The organism is Gordonia zhenghanii (genome assembly GCF_021738965.1).
Lineage (GTDB): Bacteria > Actinomycetota > Actinomycetes > Mycobacteriales > Mycobacteriaceae > Gordonia > Gordonia zhenghanii.
In genome coordinates this window covers 49,586-66,499 of the sequence record NZ_JAKKOQ010000014.1, presented here as the reverse complement: position 1 = coordinate 66,499, position 16,914 = coordinate 49,586, and the positions used below count along the sequence as shown (strand labels likewise).

17 protein-coding genes are annotated in these 16,914 nt (G+C 67.0%); 8 read left to right on the top strand and 9 right to left on the bottom strand.

From position 1 onward, the window contains the following. Window positions 1-320: 320 nt before the first annotated feature. The 4 genes from ehuA to ehuB are packed head-to-tail and all read right to left on the bottom strand — an operon-like array spanning window position 321 to window position 3,330. Window positions 321-1,046 (bottom strand): ectoine/hydroxyectoine ABC transporter ATP-binding protein EhuA, encoded by a 726-nt coding sequence (gene ehuA, locus L5G32_RS15185; protein WP_237012025.1) that lies wholly within the window; start codon window positions 1,044-1,046, stop codon window positions 321-323. 34 nt (window positions 1,047-1,080) lie between these two features. Then, window positions 1,081-1,686, bottom strand: a complete 606-nt coding sequence (gene ehuD / locus L5G32_RS15180; RefSeq protein WP_237012024.1) for an ectoine/hydroxyectoine ABC transporter permease subunit EhuD — start codon at window positions 1,684-1,686, stop codon at window positions 1,081-1,083. Between the two features lie 32 nt (window positions 1,687-1,718). Next, window positions 1,719-2,447 carry an ectoine/hydroxyectoine ABC transporter permease subunit EhuC gene (gene ehuC / locus L5G32_RS15175; RefSeq protein WP_237011914.1) on the bottom strand — a complete coding sequence of 243 codons (729 nt, stop codon included), beginning with the start codon at window positions 2,445-2,447 and terminating at the stop codon, window positions 1,719-1,721. A 16-nt stretch (window positions 2,448-2,463) separates the two neighbouring features. Further along, window positions 2,464-3,330 carry an ectoine/hydroxyectoine ABC transporter substrate-binding protein EhuB gene (gene ehuB, locus L5G32_RS15170; protein ID WP_237011913.1) on the bottom strand — a complete coding sequence of 289 codons (867 nt, stop codon included), beginning with the start codon at window positions 3,328-3,330 and terminating at the stop codon, window positions 2,464-2,466. 277 nt (window positions 3,331-3,607) lie between these two features. Between ehuB and L5G32_RS15165 the strand changes: the two genes are divergently transcribed. Beyond that, window positions 3,608-4,066, top strand: a complete 459-nt coding sequence (locus tag L5G32_RS15165) for a TY-Chap domain-containing protein (protein ID WP_237011912.1) — start codon at window positions 3,608-3,610, stop codon at window positions 4,064-4,066. A gap of 25 nt (window positions 4,067-4,091) precedes the next feature. Here the strand turns inward: L5G32_RS15165 and L5G32_RS15160 are convergent, their stop codons facing one another. Both L5G32_RS15160 and L5G32_RS15155 read right to left on the bottom strand, forming a co-directional pair. Next, the gene (locus tag L5G32_RS15160) at window positions 4,092-4,685 is read right to left on the bottom strand and encodes a DUF2812 domain-containing protein (protein WP_237011911.1); all 594 of its coding nucleotides are present in this window, start codon (window positions 4,683-4,685) and stop codon (window positions 4,092-4,094) included. Between the two features lie 119 nt (window positions 4,686-4,804). Beyond that, a complete protein-coding gene (locus tag L5G32_RS15155) occupies window positions 4,805-6,376 on the bottom strand; it encodes a DUF6777 domain-containing protein (RefSeq protein WP_237011910.1) in 1,572 nt (523 codons plus the stop codon). A gap of 206 nt (window positions 6,377-6,582) precedes the next feature. On the opposite strand from L5G32_RS15155, the gene L5G32_RS15150 reads away from it, so the two are divergent. The 5 genes from L5G32_RS15150 to L5G32_RS15130 all read left to right on the top strand — a co-directional run bounded on the left by L5G32_RS15150 (window position 6,583) and on the right by L5G32_RS15130 (window position 11,155). Beyond that, window positions 6,583-7,596: an SIS domain-containing protein gene (locus L5G32_RS15150; protein ID WP_237012023.1), complete on the top strand. Its 1,014-nt coding sequence runs from the start codon at window positions 6,583-6,585 to the stop codon at window positions 7,594-7,596. Further along, on the top strand, window positions 7,597-8,778 hold the full coding sequence (locus L5G32_RS15145; RefSeq protein WP_237011909.1) for an N-acetylglucosamine-6-phosphate deacetylase: 1,182 nt from the start codon (window positions 7,597-7,599) through the stop codon (window positions 8,776-8,778). Window positions 8,779-8,843: 65 nt separating this feature from the next. Next, the gene (locus tag L5G32_RS15140) at window positions 8,844-9,377 is read left to right on the top strand and encodes a Rho termination factor N-terminal domain-containing protein (protein ID WP_237011908.1); all 534 of its coding nucleotides are present in this window, start codon (window positions 8,844-8,846) and stop codon (window positions 9,375-9,377) included. A gap of 66 nt (window positions 9,378-9,443) precedes the next feature. After that, window positions 9,444-10,532: an S-(hydroxymethyl)mycothiol dehydrogenase gene (locus tag L5G32_RS15135; RefSeq protein ID WP_237011907.1), complete on the top strand. Its 1,089-nt coding sequence runs from the start codon at window positions 9,444-9,446 to the stop codon at window positions 10,530-10,532. Beyond that, a complete protein-coding gene (locus tag L5G32_RS15130; protein ID WP_237011906.1) occupies window positions 10,529-11,155 on the top strand; it encodes an MBL fold metallo-hydrolase in 627 nt (208 codons plus the stop codon). Before L5G32_RS15135 ends, L5G32_RS15130 begins: the two co-directional genes overlap by 4 nt. A gap of 165 nt (window positions 11,156-11,320) precedes the next feature. Here L5G32_RS15130 and L5G32_RS15125 read toward each other — a convergent pair whose 3' ends face one another. After that, the gene (locus tag L5G32_RS15125) at window positions 11,321-11,725 is read right to left on the bottom strand and encodes a YccF domain-containing protein (RefSeq protein ID WP_237011905.1); all 405 of its coding nucleotides are present in this window, start codon (window positions 11,723-11,725) and stop codon (window positions 11,321-11,323) included. 64 nt (window positions 11,726-11,789) lie between these two features. Here L5G32_RS15125 and L5G32_RS15120 point away from each other — a divergent pair, with 64 nt between their 5' ends. After that, window positions 11,790-12,452 (top strand): GntR family transcriptional regulator, encoded by a 663-nt coding sequence (locus L5G32_RS15120; protein ID WP_237011904.1) that lies wholly within the window; start codon window positions 11,790-11,792, stop codon window positions 12,450-12,452. Beyond that, a complete protein-coding gene (locus L5G32_RS15115) occupies window positions 12,449-13,684 on the top strand; it encodes an MFS transporter (protein WP_237011903.1) in 1,236 nt (411 codons plus the stop codon). The genes L5G32_RS15120 and L5G32_RS15115 overlap by 4 nt, the downstream gene beginning before the upstream one ends. Window positions 13,685-13,806: 122 nt before the next feature. Here the strand turns inward: L5G32_RS15115 and L5G32_RS15110 are convergent, their stop codons facing one another. Together L5G32_RS15110 and L5G32_RS15105 are read right to left on the bottom strand one after the other, a co-directional pair. Then, entirely contained in the window at window positions 13,807-15,255 is a 1,449-nt protein-coding gene (locus L5G32_RS15110) for a catalase (RefSeq protein ID WP_237011902.1), read from the bottom strand. A 140-nt stretch (window positions 15,256-15,395) separates the two neighbouring features. After that, a complete protein-coding gene (locus tag L5G32_RS15105; RefSeq protein WP_237011901.1) occupies window positions 15,396-16,889 on the bottom strand; it encodes a fatty acyl-CoA synthetase in 1,494 nt (497 codons plus the stop codon). Between the last annotated feature and the right edge of the window lie 25 nt (window positions 16,890-16,914).

The window sequence follows — 16,914 nt, the reverse complement described above, 5'->3', positions numbered from 1 at the left end:
GCGCGAATTGCCCGAAAAGCCTCTTGATAATCGAACACACGTTCGGTAATGTGGGTCACATCAGGTCGCGGTCCCCGGACTGGAGGTCCTGATCGGTTCTTTGACAATTCGATAGCGCGCCGCAGCGCATGGCGACTTCGCCTGTAAGCGGCCCCGGGGGAGGGGCCGAACTGCCGTGAAGGGTGTTGCGGCGGCAAGCGTGCCTCGGGCCGGGTGGCCCGAAGGTGCGAATGGTGTGCAGTCGCGTGGCTCTCGGCTCGTTCGTGTTGCCCGCCGCGGCGGTCCGCGGATGCGGCCTGACCGTGCGGAGACTCGCCGAGCTAGAGGACAGCCTTGAGGAACGCCCTGGTTCGGTCGCTGTGCGGATCTTCGAAGATCTGCTCTGGCGGCCCCGTCTCGGCGATCCGGCCCGCGTCGAACATCATCACGCGGTCGGAGACCTCGCGCGCGAAACGCATCTCGTGGGTGACGATCAGCATGGTGATGTCGGTGCTCTTCGCGATGTCGCGCAGCACCGACAGCACGTCGTCGACGAGTTCGGGGTCGAGTGCGGACGTGACTTCGTCGAGCAGCATCACTTCCGGATTCATCGCGAGGCATCGAGCGATCGCGACTCGCTGCTGCTGTCCGCCCGACAATTGGCTGGGATGCGCATGCGCCTTGTCGCTGAGGCCGACCATCTCGAGGAGTTCCGTCGCCCGTGTCCGCGCCTTGTTCCGCTTCTGTCCGAGGACGTGGACCGGAGCCTCGGTGATGTTGTCGAGGACGTCCATGTTCGGGAAAAGGTTGAACTGCTGAAACACCATGCCGATGCGCTTGCGCACCTCGCGCAGCTTCTTCTCCTTCTGGTTGAGCGACTCGCCGTCCACCAGGATGTCGCCCTCAGTCATCTTCTCCAAGGTCATCAGAAGCCGCAGGATCGTCGTCTTGCCTGATCCGCTGGGGCCGATCAGCGTCACCTTCTCGCCGCGGTCGACGGTGAAGTCGAGTTCGTCGAGCACCACGTGGTCGCCGAACTTCTTGACCACGTGGTCGAATCGGATCATCTCGCCCGGCCCGGCGGGCGTCTGCTTGGTCAGATCAGTAGGCAAGGTGTTTCTCCAGTTGTCGGATCAGGACCGAGGTCGGGTAGCTGGCCACCAGGAAGAAGGCGCCGGCTAGGGTGAACGCTTCGAGGTAGGCGAACTGCGACGCGCCGTAGGTCTGTGCGGCCGTCACCAACTCGACGACGCTGATGGTGAACAGGTAGGGGGTGTCCTTGAACATGGCGACGGCGTTGTTGCCGAGCGCGGGCAGACTGTTTCGCATCACCTGCGGAAGGACCACTGCGCGCCAGGTCCGGGACTGCGGCAACGACAACGCGTGCGCCGCTTCCCACTGGCCTTTGGGCACCGCCTCGATGCCTGCGCGATACACCTCGGCCATGTAGCTCGAGTAGTGGACACCGAGCACGGTCACACCGATCGACAGCGCCGAGAACTGCGGGAACAGCGCGTACACGAACAGCAGTTGCACCACGAGGGGCGTCAACCGTACGAACTCGCTCACCGCGTGCACGGGCATCGACAGCCAGCGTGGACCCGAGCGGCGGATCACCGCGATCAGCAGGCCGAGGGCGGCAGCCACCAGGAAGCCGATCGCCGTCGCCAGCAGGGTGATCTTGAAGCCGTCCCACAGGATCGGCATCGACTCTTCGGCGCGCTGCCAACTCCAGTCGATCACAGGCCACCTCCCACGGCGGCGTCCGTCGTGGGACGGAAGCTCAGTACCTCACGCAATGACGGTCCACGACCCAGCTTGTGTTTGGCTCTCGCTTCGACGAGGTTGAGGAACAACGTCACGATGTAGGCCAGGACCAGGTAGATCAGCAGGCCGATGCCGAAGGAGAACAGGGTGTCTCCGGTCGACTTCTGCAGTTCGACGATGCGTGCCGTCAGGTCCTGCAACATGATGAACGACGCGAACGCCGTGCCCTTGAGCAGGTGAATGAGCAGGTTGCCCAGGGACGGGACCATCATCGCCCACGCTTGCGGAAAGATCACCAGCCGAAGCCGCTGCCACGGCGTGAAGTTCAACGCGATGGTCGCCTCGACCTGACTTTGGGGCACCGCGTTGAGGGCTCCACGGACCACTTCGGCACCGTAGGCGCCGTAGTTCAGCCCCAGTGCGAGGATGCCGCAGAACAGCGGGTCGAGTTGATAGCCGAGCAGCGGCAGCACGTAGAACAGCCAGAACAGCTGCACCACGAGCGACGTCCCGCGGAAGAACTCGATCAAGACCCGCGCGACGAACCGGACCGGCAGAAACCGCACGCGCACAACGGTTCCGAGAGCGATCGCGAGGACGAAGGCGAGTAGGCCGCCGCCCGCGGTGAGCTCGAGAGTGACGACGATGCCCTCCCCGATCCGGGGGAGGGCATCGACGAGGTCGTCGATATTGGTGTTCACCAGTCTGAGGAGCCCGTTACTCGCCTGCGCACAGTTGCTCGGTCGTCAGTGACGGGTCGGGGATGTTCTCCTCGGTGAACCCGAACGGTCCCAGGATCCGCATGTACTCGGCCTTGTCGGACAGGATCTTCTTCACTTCGGCGTTGTACGCGTCCCGCAGCTCCGTGTCTTCCTTCCGGAAGACCGTCGCACCGGCCGGATTCTGTTCCTTCCCGTTGATCACGGCGATGAACGGTTTGGTCACCTCGACGTCGAGGCCCGGGTTGTTCTCCTTCGCGTAGTTCAACGACACCGCAGTGAGGGCGAAGGCGTCGGCGCGACCGGACGTCACCGCATCGATCCCGGCCTGCTGATCCTTCACGAGTAGCGGATCAGGGATCGACAGCTCGTCGGCGTAATTGTTCTCGATCGCGCCGGTGATAGCGGCCATGTGTGCGCCACTCGACTTGATGGACTCCATGTTCGACAGATTCTTCGGGTTGCCGGGCTTGACCATGAGTGCGGTCGTGTAGTTGATCTCGGGGACGCTGAACGCGGCCTGATCACACCGCTCCGGTGTGATCGACATTCCGGCGCTCACCAGGTCGTAGCGTTTCGCGTTCAGACCCGGGATCAGCCCGGCCCAGTCGGTCTTGACGCCCTTCACCTCGTCGACTCCGAGGCGCTTGAACACTTCGCGGTGCAGCGCGATCGTCGCGCCGGTTACCTCGCCGTCCTTGTCGAACGAGTACGGAGCCTCATCGGCGTAAGCGACAGTGACGGTACCGGCGTCGCGGAGGCTCGCAAGGGTGTCGGTGTCGCCGGAGTCGGTCTTCGTGCAGCCAGCGACGGCAGTCGTCGCGAGGACTGCGGCGGTCAGTAAGGCGGCGCTTTTGATTCTCATGGTCGCGTTCTCCCTGTTGGACGCCAGCCGCAGCACTATGACCGCCTAGGCAGGTCGCCCGAGTCTCGTAATGTTCCCGGAGCCTCGCATCTTCGCAGTGTCGACTCTTTGGGTGAACAAACCGTACCCACAGATGGGTCACGTTCGCGGCGAAATCGACAGTTGCGCATAGTGAAACGGCTGCAGGCACGACAAGCTGCGCTGATTCCGCCCGTGGCGGATCGGGTGAGACTACGGTTGACGGCACAAGCCACGTTCGCCGACGCGGGAGTGTGTTGTGACAGATCCGATCACCGAAGACGTCAACGGATTCGACGAGTCCGCGTACGACGCCGAACTCGACTCCCGATGGCGGGACTTCCGAATCAGGCTCGCCGACTATCTGGCCGACCTTGGCGTCGGCCATCGGTTCACCGTTTACGACATGGTGTCCGATGATCACGTCGCGACGGCGCACGCCGAAGCCGTCGCGACAGCAGACGACACCCTCGAACTCGTCGTCGAGGCGGCCAGGCTCGCGGCACCCGGAACCGACCGGGTCGCGCGCACCGAACTGCTTCGGTCGCAGGGTTGGCAGGTCCACGGCGACGACACCATCGTCCTCGGCTTCGATCGCCGACATGTCGATGCTGCCGCGGTCGCCGTCGAGTACGTGTTCCGCGTGGTGTGGGACGTCCCCGACCCCGCGTACCTGACCGGCGACCAGGATCAGACGGCGCGGTTCTTCACGCCCTGAGTGCCGCCGCGAGTCCGACTGGCCCTCAGGAGCCGATGAGTTCGCGTTCGGTGTGGGCCGCCGGCTGGTGAGTAGTCGGTTCCGCGGAAGCAGCGGAGTGGCGCGACACTCCGATGACCAGTGCGACGACTCCGGCGACGACTGCGATCGCGCCGAGTACCGCGGCAGGAATCCAGAAGTCGTCTGCCGCCGAGAAGTCGGCGAGACCGGCGACGACACCGAGCGCGATCGCTCCGATCAACGCGATGGCGGCGACGACGGTCAACCCGATGCCGACGAGGGCGGCGCGCCGCCCGAGGTCGTTGCCGATGAATCCGGCCGGTCGCTCGGCGCTGTACGCGCGCCGCCACACGTGGATGTTCGACAAGCTGCCGACACGTTCCCAGCCCATGTCCTCACGCGCAGTGAAGTAGAGCGCAGGCACCGGTGCATCGCGACGCTCGAGCGCGTACCGGAAACGACCGGCCTCGCCCTTCTCGAACTTCATTCGCAGCGGGCTCCAGGCGTCGACCGTGGTGAGGACCTCGCCGCGCGCCGCTTTCTTCTCCAGCCACAACTCGAGGTCGTCGGGTGACGGGTGGCGGACGGGAACCAGCCAAGACGTGGCAGTCGTGCTCACGGTGTGCCTCCGGAGAGTCGATAGGAGTATGTCTCCTACCGACTCTCACCTCGGTGTGTGCCCAGGTCAAGGCTTTTGAGACGGCAATCACCAATCGTCTCAAAGGCCTGTTGTCCAGGTCACTCGGCGGGCGCGACGCCCGACTCCGGCTCTGTGGTCTCGGTCGTCGCCACGGTCTCCTCCGACGTCGACTCCTCGGTGATGGTCGGCTCTTCGGTCGTGGTGGTGGTCGGCGTGGTCGTCTCGGTGGCGGGCTCCGAGGTCTCGGTGCTCTCCGGAACCAAGGTCTGCCACGTCGCGCTCGTCACGGTCAGCGTCTGACCGCTGGTGGTGTCGAGCGTCCACACGCGGTCCGGTGATGCGTGGACCGCAGTCGTGACGGCGTCGGAGAGCAGACCGGCCGCCACGAACGAGCGGGCACTCCCGTCCGTGCAGTCGCTGCCGACCTCGGCGGCGGCGAACGTCGACGGCAGGGTGCAGGTCACGCTCTGATCGCCCGAACGGAACGTCAGCGAGCCGATGGCGTCGCCGGTCGACGTACCGAAGTCCGTCGGTGTCGGCGTCGAGGCGGCCGTGGAACTGTCCGCGCCCTCGGGCGTGGTCGAGGAACCGCCGGGCGCGTCGGCCTGAGTGCTTCCGTCGGTTCCGGGGCTCACGACGGCCGGAGTGCCGCCGTTGTCCTCCGCCTGCTGGACGACCGCTTCCGCGGGCTCGGTGCTGCCGTCACGTAGACCGTTGTCGGCCGCGGCCTGTCCGGTGAAGGACGGCGGGCCGTTGCTCGCCATCGGGTCGGGCAGGTTCATGCCCGCGGGCGCCGGACCGAGATCGTTCAGGGTGTTCCCGATCGCGGTGACGACGTTGACGCCGCGCAGCAGGTCGAGGACGGTCAGCTCCGTCAGCGGAGCGGGGGTGTTGACGACCCTCGTGTTGTTCACCGTCGTGTTGTTCACGGTGTAGGAGACGCGTTCGATGTTCGTCGTCCGGTAGGTCGGCCACGGGTGTCCGACGACCCGGTATCCGCCGACCGGCGCGGCAGCAGGCGGCAGCAGCGGGTTGCCGCAGGTGCACACCGCGCGAGGGACGCCTGCACCGTCGACGTAGACGGCGGTCCCGCGCTGGAGCACTGACTGGAAGGGCTGAGCCACCCCGCTGCGGTAGGCGTGGTTCGTCACCCACGTGTCGGCGGTCAGCACCACGGGCGTGAGGGTGTTGAGGTACCACGGGACGTCGGAGCGTCGGATGCCGAAGACGCTGGCCCACGCGGCGCCCGCGGCCGGATCATTGGCCAGGGAGTTGCCGAGGGCAGCCGTGTCGCACGATGCGCCGCCCATGGTCCCGTAGAGGCCGGGCGCGGTGCCGCTGACCGCTCGAACGCCGTGGTCGTCGGTGCCGCGCGGCGCGATGTTCGCCGGGGCGACCCGGTTGCTGAGGACCACGGAGTCGGTGAACGGGTCCGGGCCCGGATCGTCGGCCGCCCGCAGACTCAAGGCCGGAATCAGAATGTTCCCGGTCTTGTCCTGATACAGCTTCACCGCACCGAGGCCGACCACGACGACGAGGACGGCGACGATCGCCGACAGCACCAGGGTCATCCGTCGGCGACTCTTTCGACGCTCGGTGTTGAAGGCGACGGTCGCCGCGTCCGGTCCGTAGCCGTACGGCTGGTCGGGCATGCCTGGTGGGTAAGTCATGACGCTCCTCGTCCGAGCTTGATTCTCTTGTCCATCTATCGCCTATTTGCGCAGGTCTGTGTCGGTACGACGGGAAATTGGACTGAACGGACGAACGCGTCTTCCGCCTGTGGATCGCGTTGATCGTCGATATGGTCGAGGCGACACGTCCGCCCTCGCCGCGAAGGACTCTCATGACCGTGAACGCTCGCCAACCCGGACATCTGATGGCGGCGGAGATCGCCGAGCAGCCCGCGGCCTGGCGCGATCTTCTCGCGGCTCGCGCGGCCTGCGCCGAGATCGGCGACGTCATCGCCTCTCGCGCACCGCGTTTCGTCCAGTTCGTCGCGCGCGGGACCAGTGATCACGCCGCGCTGTACGCGAAGTACCTCGTCGAGATCGGTCTGCAGATGCCGGCGGGCATGGTGTCGCCGTCGGCGGTGACCGTCTACGGAGCGCGACCGGATCTGCGTGACGTACTGCTGATCGCGGTCTCGCAGTCCGGCGGCTCGCCCGATCTCGTGAAGTCCGTCGAGGTGGGTCGGGCGCAGGGCGCGTTGACGTTGGCGATCACCAACAACGGCGCGTCGCCCCTGTCGGATGCGGCCGAGCTCCACGTCGACGTGCGCGCCGGTGCGGAGAAGTCGGTCGCGGCGACCAAGAGCTACACGTCCGAACTGCTCGCCCTGTATCTGGTGATCGCCGCGTGGCGCGGGGCCGACTCGTCGGCCGCCGACGCACTCCCGGATCTCGGCGACCAGGTTCTCGAGTCCAGCGACGCGTTGGCAGGCGCCGCGCAGAAGTACCGATACGCGCAGCGTCTGCTCACCACGGGCCGCGGCTACTCGTACCCGACGGCGCGCGAGGCAGCGCTGAAACTCATGGAGACGTCGTATCTGACGGCTCAGGCGTTCTCGGGGGCCGATCTGTTTCACGGTCCGCTCGCGACCGTCGACCCGCAGGTGCCGGTGCTCGCGGTGCTTCCGGCCGGCCGCGGAGGCGACGCGATGGCCCCCGTCATCGAACGCCTCGTGGAGCGTGGCGCGGACATCTTCGGTGTGGGCGCCGCGTCGTCGATCGCCGGACTGGCCGGCGGCGTCGCGATCCCGGACGCACCCGAGGACCTGTCGCCGCTGCTCGAGATCATCCCGTTCCAGCTGATGGCCCTGCACCTGTCCGTCGCGCGCGGGGAGGACCCGGACACTCCGCGCGGCCTGCGCAAGGTGACGGAGACCCTGTAGATGATCGTCAGTGCCGGGGCCGTTGTCGGCGACGGCGTGGTTCACCGGCCGGGATGGCTCGCGATCCGCGACGGGACGATCGACCACGTCGGGTCGGGTGCTCCGCCGTCCGCTCCTGATCTCGAGTTCCCCAGCGGCACAGTGGTGCCCGGGTTCGTCGATCAGCACGTGCACGGGGGTGGGGGAGCGTCGTACACCGACGGGGACCCCGACCAAGTACGTGCCGCCGCAGCGTTCCACCGCGCGCACGGCACCACGACGACCGTCACGAGCACGGTCAGCGCGAGCCCTGACGAACTGGCGGGGATCGTCGCACGTCTCGCACCGTTGGTCCGTGACGGCGTCAGTGCGGGCATCCACTTGGAGGGACCATGGATCGCGCACTCGCGATGCGGAGCCCACGCGCCGGATCGTTTGCGCGCACCCGATCTCGCCGAGATCGATCGACTGCTCGAGATCGCCGACGGGACCATCGTCATGGTGACGATCGCGCCGGAACTGCCGGGAGCGCTCGACGCCGTCGACCGGTTGGTTGCCGCGGGAGTTCTCGTGGCCGTCGGACACACCGACGCCACGTACGCCCAGACCCGTGCGGCGCTCGATCGGGGGGCACGTGTCGCGACTCACCTGTTCAACGCGATGGCTCCACTCGGCCACCGCGAGCCGGGGCCGGTTCTGGCGCTCACCGAGGATCCACGCGTCGTCGTCGAACTCATCGGCGACGGCGTGCACCTTCATCCAGCGCTCGTCGCCGACGTGCAGCGGACCGTCGGTTCGGCGCGCACGTCCTTGGTGACCGATGCGATGGTCGCGGCGGGAATGGCCGACGGCGACTACGTGCTCGGCTCCCTCGACGTGTACGTCGCGGACGGCGTGGCACGTCTACGCAGCAACGATGCCATCGCGGGGAGCACCGCGACGATGGACGCGCTGTTCGTCAGGACCGTCGCCGGGCTCGTCGCCGAACCGGATCCCATGACGCGCGACGACGCCCTGCTCGCGGCGTCGGCCATGTGCTCGACGACGCCCGCGCGCGTCCTGGGCCGCAGCGACATCGGTCTCCTGACGGTCGGGCGTCGCGCGGATCTCGTCGTTCTGGACGAAGAACTGCAGGTGCAGCACGTGACCGGAATTGACATCAACAACGCGTCGGGTGCCGCGACGGAGGGATCGGCGTCGTAGGGTGAGTGACGAGCCTGCTCGGAACCGCCGGTAGGCGCCACGACATCTTCGGAGGGGATCTGCCGATGACTGCCAAGAAGAACTTGATCAAACGCCTTGAAGACGAGGTCAAGCGCCTCACGAACGAGGTGATGGCTCTGCGTGACCTCGTCATCGCCTACTCGCCGCTCGCCAAGAAGGACGAGCCGGGCGCCGAGATCGTCGCTGCGGTGACTAAGGGCGGGTCCAAGAAGGGCAACGCGACCAAGAAGGCCGACGCACCCAAGAAGGCTGAGGCACCCAAGAAGGCTGAGGCGTCGAAGAAGGCTGATGCGCCCAAGAAGGCTGCGGCGAGCAAGCCTGCTGCGAGCAAGCCTGCCGCACCGAAGAAGCCGGCCGCCGTGAAGAAGGCCGCCCCGGCCAAGCCTGCTGCGGCCAAGCCCGTTGCTGCCAAGCCGGCCGCCGCGACCCCGGCGCCGAAGCCTGCCGCGAAGCCGGCAGCCAAGCCCGCGACTGGCGGCTCGAAGACCGTCGCTCAGCTCAAGGCCGAAGCGAAGGCCAAGGGCGTCAAGGGATATTCGACGATGAACAAGGCTGAGTTGATCGCCGCTTTGAAGTAGGTCGACGGCGTAACTGACCTACCATCGACAGGGTCAGCTATGCATCGAACTGAATAGGAGCCCGGAGTGTCCGAGGTGGTCAAGGGAGTCGTCTCCCGAACCAAGAACGCGCCGACCGAACTCGTCGACGTCGTGATCCCCGATCCAGGGGCGCACGACGTGGTCGTCAAAGTGCAGACCTGCGGCGTCTGCCACACCGACCTCGCCTACGCGAGCGGCGGAATCAACGACGAGTACCCGTTCCTATTGGGACATGAGGCGGCAGGCGTCGTCGAGTCCGTCGGCGACGCCGTGTCGCATGTCGAGGTCGGCGACTTCGTCGTCCTGAACTGGCGTGCGGTGTGCGGCGAGTGCCGCGCCTGCCGTAAGGGCAAGCCCTGGTACTGCTTCGACACCCACAACGCGAGCGTGCCGATGACGCTCACCGACGGCACCGAACTGACGCCGGCGCTCGGCATCGGTGCGTTCGCCGAGAAGACTCTGGTCCACGAGGGTCAGTGCACCAAGGTCGATCCGTCGGCCGACCCGGCCGTCGCCTGCCTGTTGGGCTGCGGCGTCATGGCGGGGCTCGGCGCAGCGATGAACACCGGCCAGGTGTCGCGCGGCGATTCGGTCGCCGTCATCGGCTGCGGCGGAGTGGGCGACGCCGCCATCGCGGGCGCTCGCCTCGCAGGTGCGACGACGATCATCGCCGTCGACCGCGATCCCGGAAAGTTCGCGTGGGCAACCGAACTCGGCGCGACGCACACGATCGACGCGTCGAAGACCGAGGACGTCGCCGAAGCGGTCAAGGAACTCACCGACGGCAACGGCGCAGACGTCGTGATCGACGCCGTCGGCCGCCCGGAGACGTACAAGACCGCGTTCTATGCACGTGACCTCGCCGGCATCGTGGTCCTCGTCGGCGTCCCGACGCCGGAGATGCGCCTGGAGATGCCGCTGGTCGACTTCTTCAGCCAGGGCGGCGCGTTGAAGTCGTCGTGGTACGGCGACTGCCTGCCCGAACGCGACTTCCCGATGCTCGTCGACCTGCACTTGCAGGGTCGTCTGCCGCTGGAGAAGTTCGTGTCCGAGCGGATCGGCATCGACGGCGTCAACGAGGCGTTCGAGTCGATGGAGGCAGGCACAGTCTTGCGATCGGTGGTCCAGCTGTGACACTGCGCATCGACCGAGTCGTCACCTCCGGAACCTTCTCCCTCGACGGCGGCACCTGGGACGTCGACAACAACATCTGGGTGGTCGGCGACGACTCCGAAGCCGTGATCATCGACGCTGCACACGACGCCGCGCCGATCCTCGCCGCAGTCGACGGCCGCAAGGTGGTCGCGATCGTGCTGACGCACGCGCACAACGACCACATCGGCGTCGCACCGGAACTCGCCGAAGCCACCGGTGCGCCGATCCTGTTGCACCCCGCCGACGAGATGCTGTGGGAGCAGACCCATTCGGGTGTGCCGCACGACGACCTCTCCGACGGGCAGGTCATCGAGGTGGGCGGCGAGAGCCTCGAGGTGATCAACACGCCCGGCCATTCGCCCGGATCGTGCGTGCTCTGGTCGCCGTCGGCCAAGGTGCTGTTCTCCGGCGACACCCTGTTCCAGGGCGGCCCGGGCGCCACTGGCCGGTCGTTCTCGAGTTTCGACGACATCATCGCGTCGATCCGGGACCGCGTCCTGGTTCTCGACGACGACACCCGCGTCTGCACCGGCCACGGCGACGAGACCACCGTCGGCGCCGAGGCAGGCGACCTCGACGAGTGGATCCGGCGCGGTAACTGACTGCCGCTGGTGGAGCTCGTCCACTGCTGGTCGAGCCCATCCGTCGCTGGTCGAGCCCTTCGGCTCCGCTCAGGAGAACCGGAGTCGAGACCCCGTGCGGCGCACTGTCGTTCGGGGGATCTCGACTCCGCTCGATCAGCGTGAGGTGAGCTCGATCGGCGTGGGTCAGCGGGCTTCGTAAGCTCCGGGCCGGACCTCGTCGACGGAGACAATGTCGACGCCGAGGGGCATCAGGGAGATGGGCACCATCTTGAAGCTCGCGATGCCGAGCGGGATGCCGATGATCGTGACGCAGAGTGCGAGGCCGGTCGTGATGTGTCCGATGGCGAGCCAGAGGCCCGCGAACACGATCCAGATGATGTTGCCGATGGTCGAGCCCGCACCGGCGCCGGGTTTGGCGACCGTGGTCCGCCCGAACGGCCAGAGCGCGTACGCGGCGATGCGGAACGACGCGATCCCGAACGGGATGGTGATGATCAGGATGCAGCAGAGAATGCCTGCGAGTACGTAACCGATCGCCATCCACAGGCCGCAGAGCAAGAGCCAGATGATGTTCAGCAGAGTGCGCATGACGCCATCATCCACTATGTCGGAGGACGGGGAGTCTGCTCGCTCACGTTCCTTGCATGCAAGGATGCATGCAAGTAATTTCTCCGGTATGGGATCGAATGCCGAAGTCGCGGCCGAGCGTGCGTACACGGCGACGAAGAGCCGCATCATCAGCGGCGATCTGCCGGGCGGATCGCTGCTCAGCGAGGTCGCCGTCAGCGCGGAGTTGGGACTCAGCCGCACCCCGGTGCATGAAGCGTTCCTCCGCTTAGAAGCAGAACAGCTCCTCGATCTGCAGCCGCGTCGCGGCGCCGTCGTCCGACCGATGACTCCGTCCGAGACGAGCGACGTCCTCTCGATGCGCCACGCGATCGAGGTGGCGGCCGCAGCCCAGCTGTTCGGCAAGGGCGGACTCGGCGAGCAGACTCGCGCCGACCTCGACGCGAACCTCGCACGCCAACGCGTCCTCGCCGACGCCCAGGACGTCGACGGGTTCACCGTCGTCGACGATGAGTTCCACCTCCTCGTCGTCCGCGCCTCCGGCAATCCGATCGCCGTGCACTTCTACGAGCAACTACGGGCCCGTCAGCAGCGTCTGCGGAACCTCTTGCTGCGCATCGACCCGGCCAACCTCCGATCATCGTTGGACCACCACGAGCAGCTGGCCACCTGCCTGCGCGACGGCGCGGCCGACCGCTACTCCGCGCTCCTGCAGACCCACTTCGACCTGTACCAGGGCGCGCTGTGACCGCCGGGACGCAGATCCGCGCCGCGTCGGTCGCGTCGGCGAGGACGTTCCCGCGCGACTGGGTGCTCGTGTTCGGCGCGCTCTTCGTGTGCGCGTGGTCGGGCAACCAGTTCAGTCCGCTCCTCGTCATGTACCGCGAACAAGACCACTTCTCGGCGTCGACGGTCACGGCGTTCCTCGGGATCTACGTCGTCGGTCTGGTGCCTGCCCTCATCGTCTCGGGCTCCGTCGCCGACCGTGTCGGCCGGCGTGCACCGATGCTGGTGGCGGTGGCCGCAGGCCTCATCGGCAGTGCGCTGCTCGCGAGCGAGGAACTCGGCCTGTGGACGATCTTCGTCGGGCGGATGTTCTCCGGGGTCGCCGTCGGCACCGCGACCGCGGTCGGCACCACCTGGCTCAAAGAGCTGTCGCATCCGTCGTTCGACCCGCACGCGGACGTGTCGTCGGGCGCGCGACGCGCGTCGCTCGCGTTCACCCTCGGCTCGGCGCTCGGAGCGCTCGTCGCGGGCTGCATCGCCCAATGGGGGCCGTGGACGCACACGCTGCCGTTCCTCCTGCACATCGCCGTAGCGGCGCCGTTCGCATGGCTGCTGCTGCGGCCGACGGAGACGGCGCCCGCCGTGTCCGGGCAGGCCACCGAACGGAGCCCGCTTCTCGTGCCGTCGGCGCGACACCGCCGGTTCGTGCGCGTGGTGCTGATCTGCTGCCCGTGGCTGTTCATCGCGTGCGGGCTGTCGTACGGCTACCAACCGGTTCTGCTCGCCGACGCGGCAGGCGGTCTCGGTCTCGCGTACGGGACGCTGCTCAGCGTCATCGCGCTCGGCACCAGCGCGGCGGTCCAGCCGCTCGCAAAACGCATCGACTCGGCGTCGAGCGCACGCGGCCTGCTCGTCTCGCTGGCCACCCTCCTGCTCGGCATCGTCGTCATGATCGTCGCCGTCACCGCGGACAGCCTGTCGATCGGCGTCGTCGCGAGCGTCGTGTTCGGCGTCGGCTTCGGAATCGGGCTCACCTCGGGACTGATGGAGGTGCAGCGGATCGCGCCGCCCGAAGATCTCGCGCGACTGACCGGGATCTTCTACGCCGTCGCCTACCTCGGGTTCGCGATGCCGACGATTCTCGCGGCCCTTACCCCGCCCTTCACGACGCTGGAACTGCTGATCGCGTTGATCGTCCTGCTCGGGATCTCCCTCGGAGCCATCGCCTACCGATCGCGCAGGCACCTGCCGTGATGCATGAGGCGCGGAGCCGGACGCACAGGACCCGAGTTCGAGCGCGCGCTGGGAAGAGTAGACGGCGCCGGAGCACGAGTGCTCCGGCGCCGTCTGTCGTTCGCGTCTCGCGGTGAGCGCGTCTATCCGGCGCGTACCCGCCGCTCGATCTCGGCTCCGAGATCGGCGTCGACGTTGCGCCAGTACTCGAACGCCCGCGCGAGCACCGGCTCGCTGACCCCGCCGAGGAGATGTCCGGCGACGTTGCCCGCCAGTCGATCCCGCTCGTCGTCGCCCAAGACGTCACGGACCAACGAGCCGGGCTGCGACCAGTCGTCGTCCTCGGAGTGGTCGACGTAGGCGCTGCGGACGATCTCGCCGTCGCTGGCCCACTGCGGCTCGGCCTGCCCCGAATACGTGGCGGCCGGACCGCCCTTCGAGTTCGGCGCGTACACCGGGTCGCTCACCGGATCGATGCGCATCGCACCGTCCTTCGAGTAGGTGCGGACCTCGTTGTGCGGCCGGTTGACCGGGATCTGCTTGTAGTTGGCTCCGAGCCGTGCACGGTGTGCGTCCGAGTACGCGAACACACGACCGAGCAGCATCCGGTCGGGGCTGAAACCGATCCCCGGCACCACGTTGCTCGGCTCGAAGGCCGCCTGCTCGATCTGCGCGTGGTTGTCGGTCGGGTTGGTGTGCAGCGTCATCGTGCCCACCTCGTGGAGGGGGTAGTCGGCGTGCGGCCAGACCTTCGTCAGATCGAACGGGTTGTACCGGTAGTTCTTCGCATCGTCGAACGGCATGAGCTGGACCTTGAGCGTCCAACTCGGGTTGTCGCCCTTCGCGATCGAGTCGAACAGATCGCGCGTGTGGAAGTCGCCGTCGGCGCCCGCGAGCTGATCGGCCTCGTCCTGTTTCAGGAACTCGACGCCCTGGTCGGTGATGAAGTGGTACTTGACCCAGTGCTTGACGCCCTCGGCGTTGACCCACAGGTAGGTGTGCGAGCTGTAGCCGTTCATGTGCCGCCACGTGCGCGGGATGCCGCGGTCGCCCATCAGCCAGGTGACCTGGTGCGCCGACTCGGGCGACAGCGTCCAGAAGTCCCACTGCATGTCGTTGTCGCGCAGGTTGTTGTCGGCGCGGCGCTTCTGCGAACGGATGAAGTGCTGGAACTTCATCGGATCCTTGATGAAGAAGACCGGCGTGTTGTTGCCGACCATGTCGTAGACGCCTTCATCGGTGTAGAACTTCAACGCGAATCCGCGCGGATCGCGCCAGGTGTCCGGGCTGCCGCGCTCACCGGCGACGGTGGAGAACCGTGCCACCATCTCGGTCTTCGCGCCCGGCTGAAACAGGGAGGCGCACGTGTACGCCGACACGTCTCCGGTGGTCTCGAACGTGCCGAACGCGCCGCTGCCCTTGGCGTGCGGCTGGCGCTCGGGGATGCGTTCGCGGTTGAACTGGGCCATCTGCTCGATCAGGTAGTGATCGTGCAGGACGATGGGGCCTGCGGCCCCAACCGTGAGAGAGTGCTCGTCGCTTCCGGCAGGCGCGCCCGAGTCGGTGGTCGTGTAGTTCTTGTCGTCCGTCATGCTCGTCCTCCTAGGGAGGTAGAGGGTGGGCTGTAGGAGGCCCGCGCGACCGGGGCACGGGCCCTGACCCGAGGCTAGCGCGTCGTCAGACTCTCGTCAGGGGTTGCGCCCGAATGGTCGCCTCGCCCAGGGGCGGACGGTCACGCCTGCGCGCGCAGCTCCCGCTTCAACAGCTTGCCGCTCTGATTGCGCGGGAGTTCGTCGACGAACGTCACCGATTTGGGGACCTTGAACGGCGCGATTCGCTCCTTCACGAACGCGATCAACTCGCCTTCGGTGACCGACTGGTCGTCCTTGGTGACGACGACTGCTGTCACCGCCTCGATCCACTTCTCGTCGGGCGTCCCGATCACCGCGACCTCGGCAACCGCCGGGTGCAGGTAGACGGCGTCCTCCACCTCGCGAGAGGCGACGAGGACACCGCCGGTGTTGATGACGTCCTTGATCCGGTCGACGACCGTGATGTACCCCTGCTCGTCGCTGGTCACGAGGTCGCCGGAATGGAACCAGCCGCCCGTGAACGCCTCGTCGGTTGCCTCCGGCTTGTTCCAGTAGCCGCTGCACAGCTGCGGCGAGCGGTAGCAGACCTCGCCCTGCTCGCCGACCGGGACGTCGTCGCCGTTCCCGTCGACGATCCGGGTCTCGACGAAGAACGCCGGGCGTCCGCACGAGGCGGGACGGTCGGCGTGTTCCTCGGGTCGCAGAATGGTGGCGAGTGGGCCGATCTCGGACTGACCGAAGCAGTTGTAGAAGCCGATGTCCGGGTAGCGTTCGCGCAGCCGATTCAAGACGGTCACCGGCATGATCGACGCGCCGTACTGCGCCTTCTTCAACGAGCTCAGGTCACGGGAGTCCAGTTCGGGACTGTTCGCGAGGGGCACCCACACCGTCGGCGCCAGGAACAGAGATCCGATGCGGCGTTCCTCCACGAGCCGGAGGATCTCGCCGACGTCGGGCTTCTCGATCAACGAGACCGTTGCGCCGATCGAGAGGTACGGCAGCGCGAACACGTGCATGCCTGCCGAGTGGTAGAGCGGCATGGCGATCAGCGGGGCGTCGTCGACTGCTAAGTCGAGGCCGATCAGACTCGACACGTACTCGTGGACCAGTGCCTGGTGGGTCATCATCGCGCCCTTCGGCGCGGAGGTGGTGCCCGACGTGTACAGGAGCTGCGCGAGGTCCGTCGGCGCGACGACGACGTCCAGCTCGGGCACCGGACCGTCAGACGACGAGGCCACGAGGCTGTCGTCGGCGTCGCGCAGGGCGATCACCGGGAGATCGGTCGTGACCTCGTCGAGCGTCGGTCGCAGCGGCGGATCGACCAACACGATGGAGGCGCCGGAGTCCTCAAGCAAGTACCGCAGCTCGCCTGCTTTGAGAGCGAAGTTGATCGGCACGTGCACCAGGCCCGCGCGGATCGTGGCGAGGAACCCGATCAGGTAGGCGTCGGAGTTCACCCCGAATGCTGCGATTCGCGCTCCGGGCTCGACGTCGAGCGTGAGGAGCCGCGCAGCAGCGCGCGTCACGGCGTCGTCGAGCGCGCGGTACGTCCAGTCGCAGTCGGCGAACCGGAGAGCGACGGCGTTCGGCGTGCGCGACGCCGACCTGCGTAGAAGGGAATCGATCGTATTCACTCGGACATCCACGTTTGTCACGGTA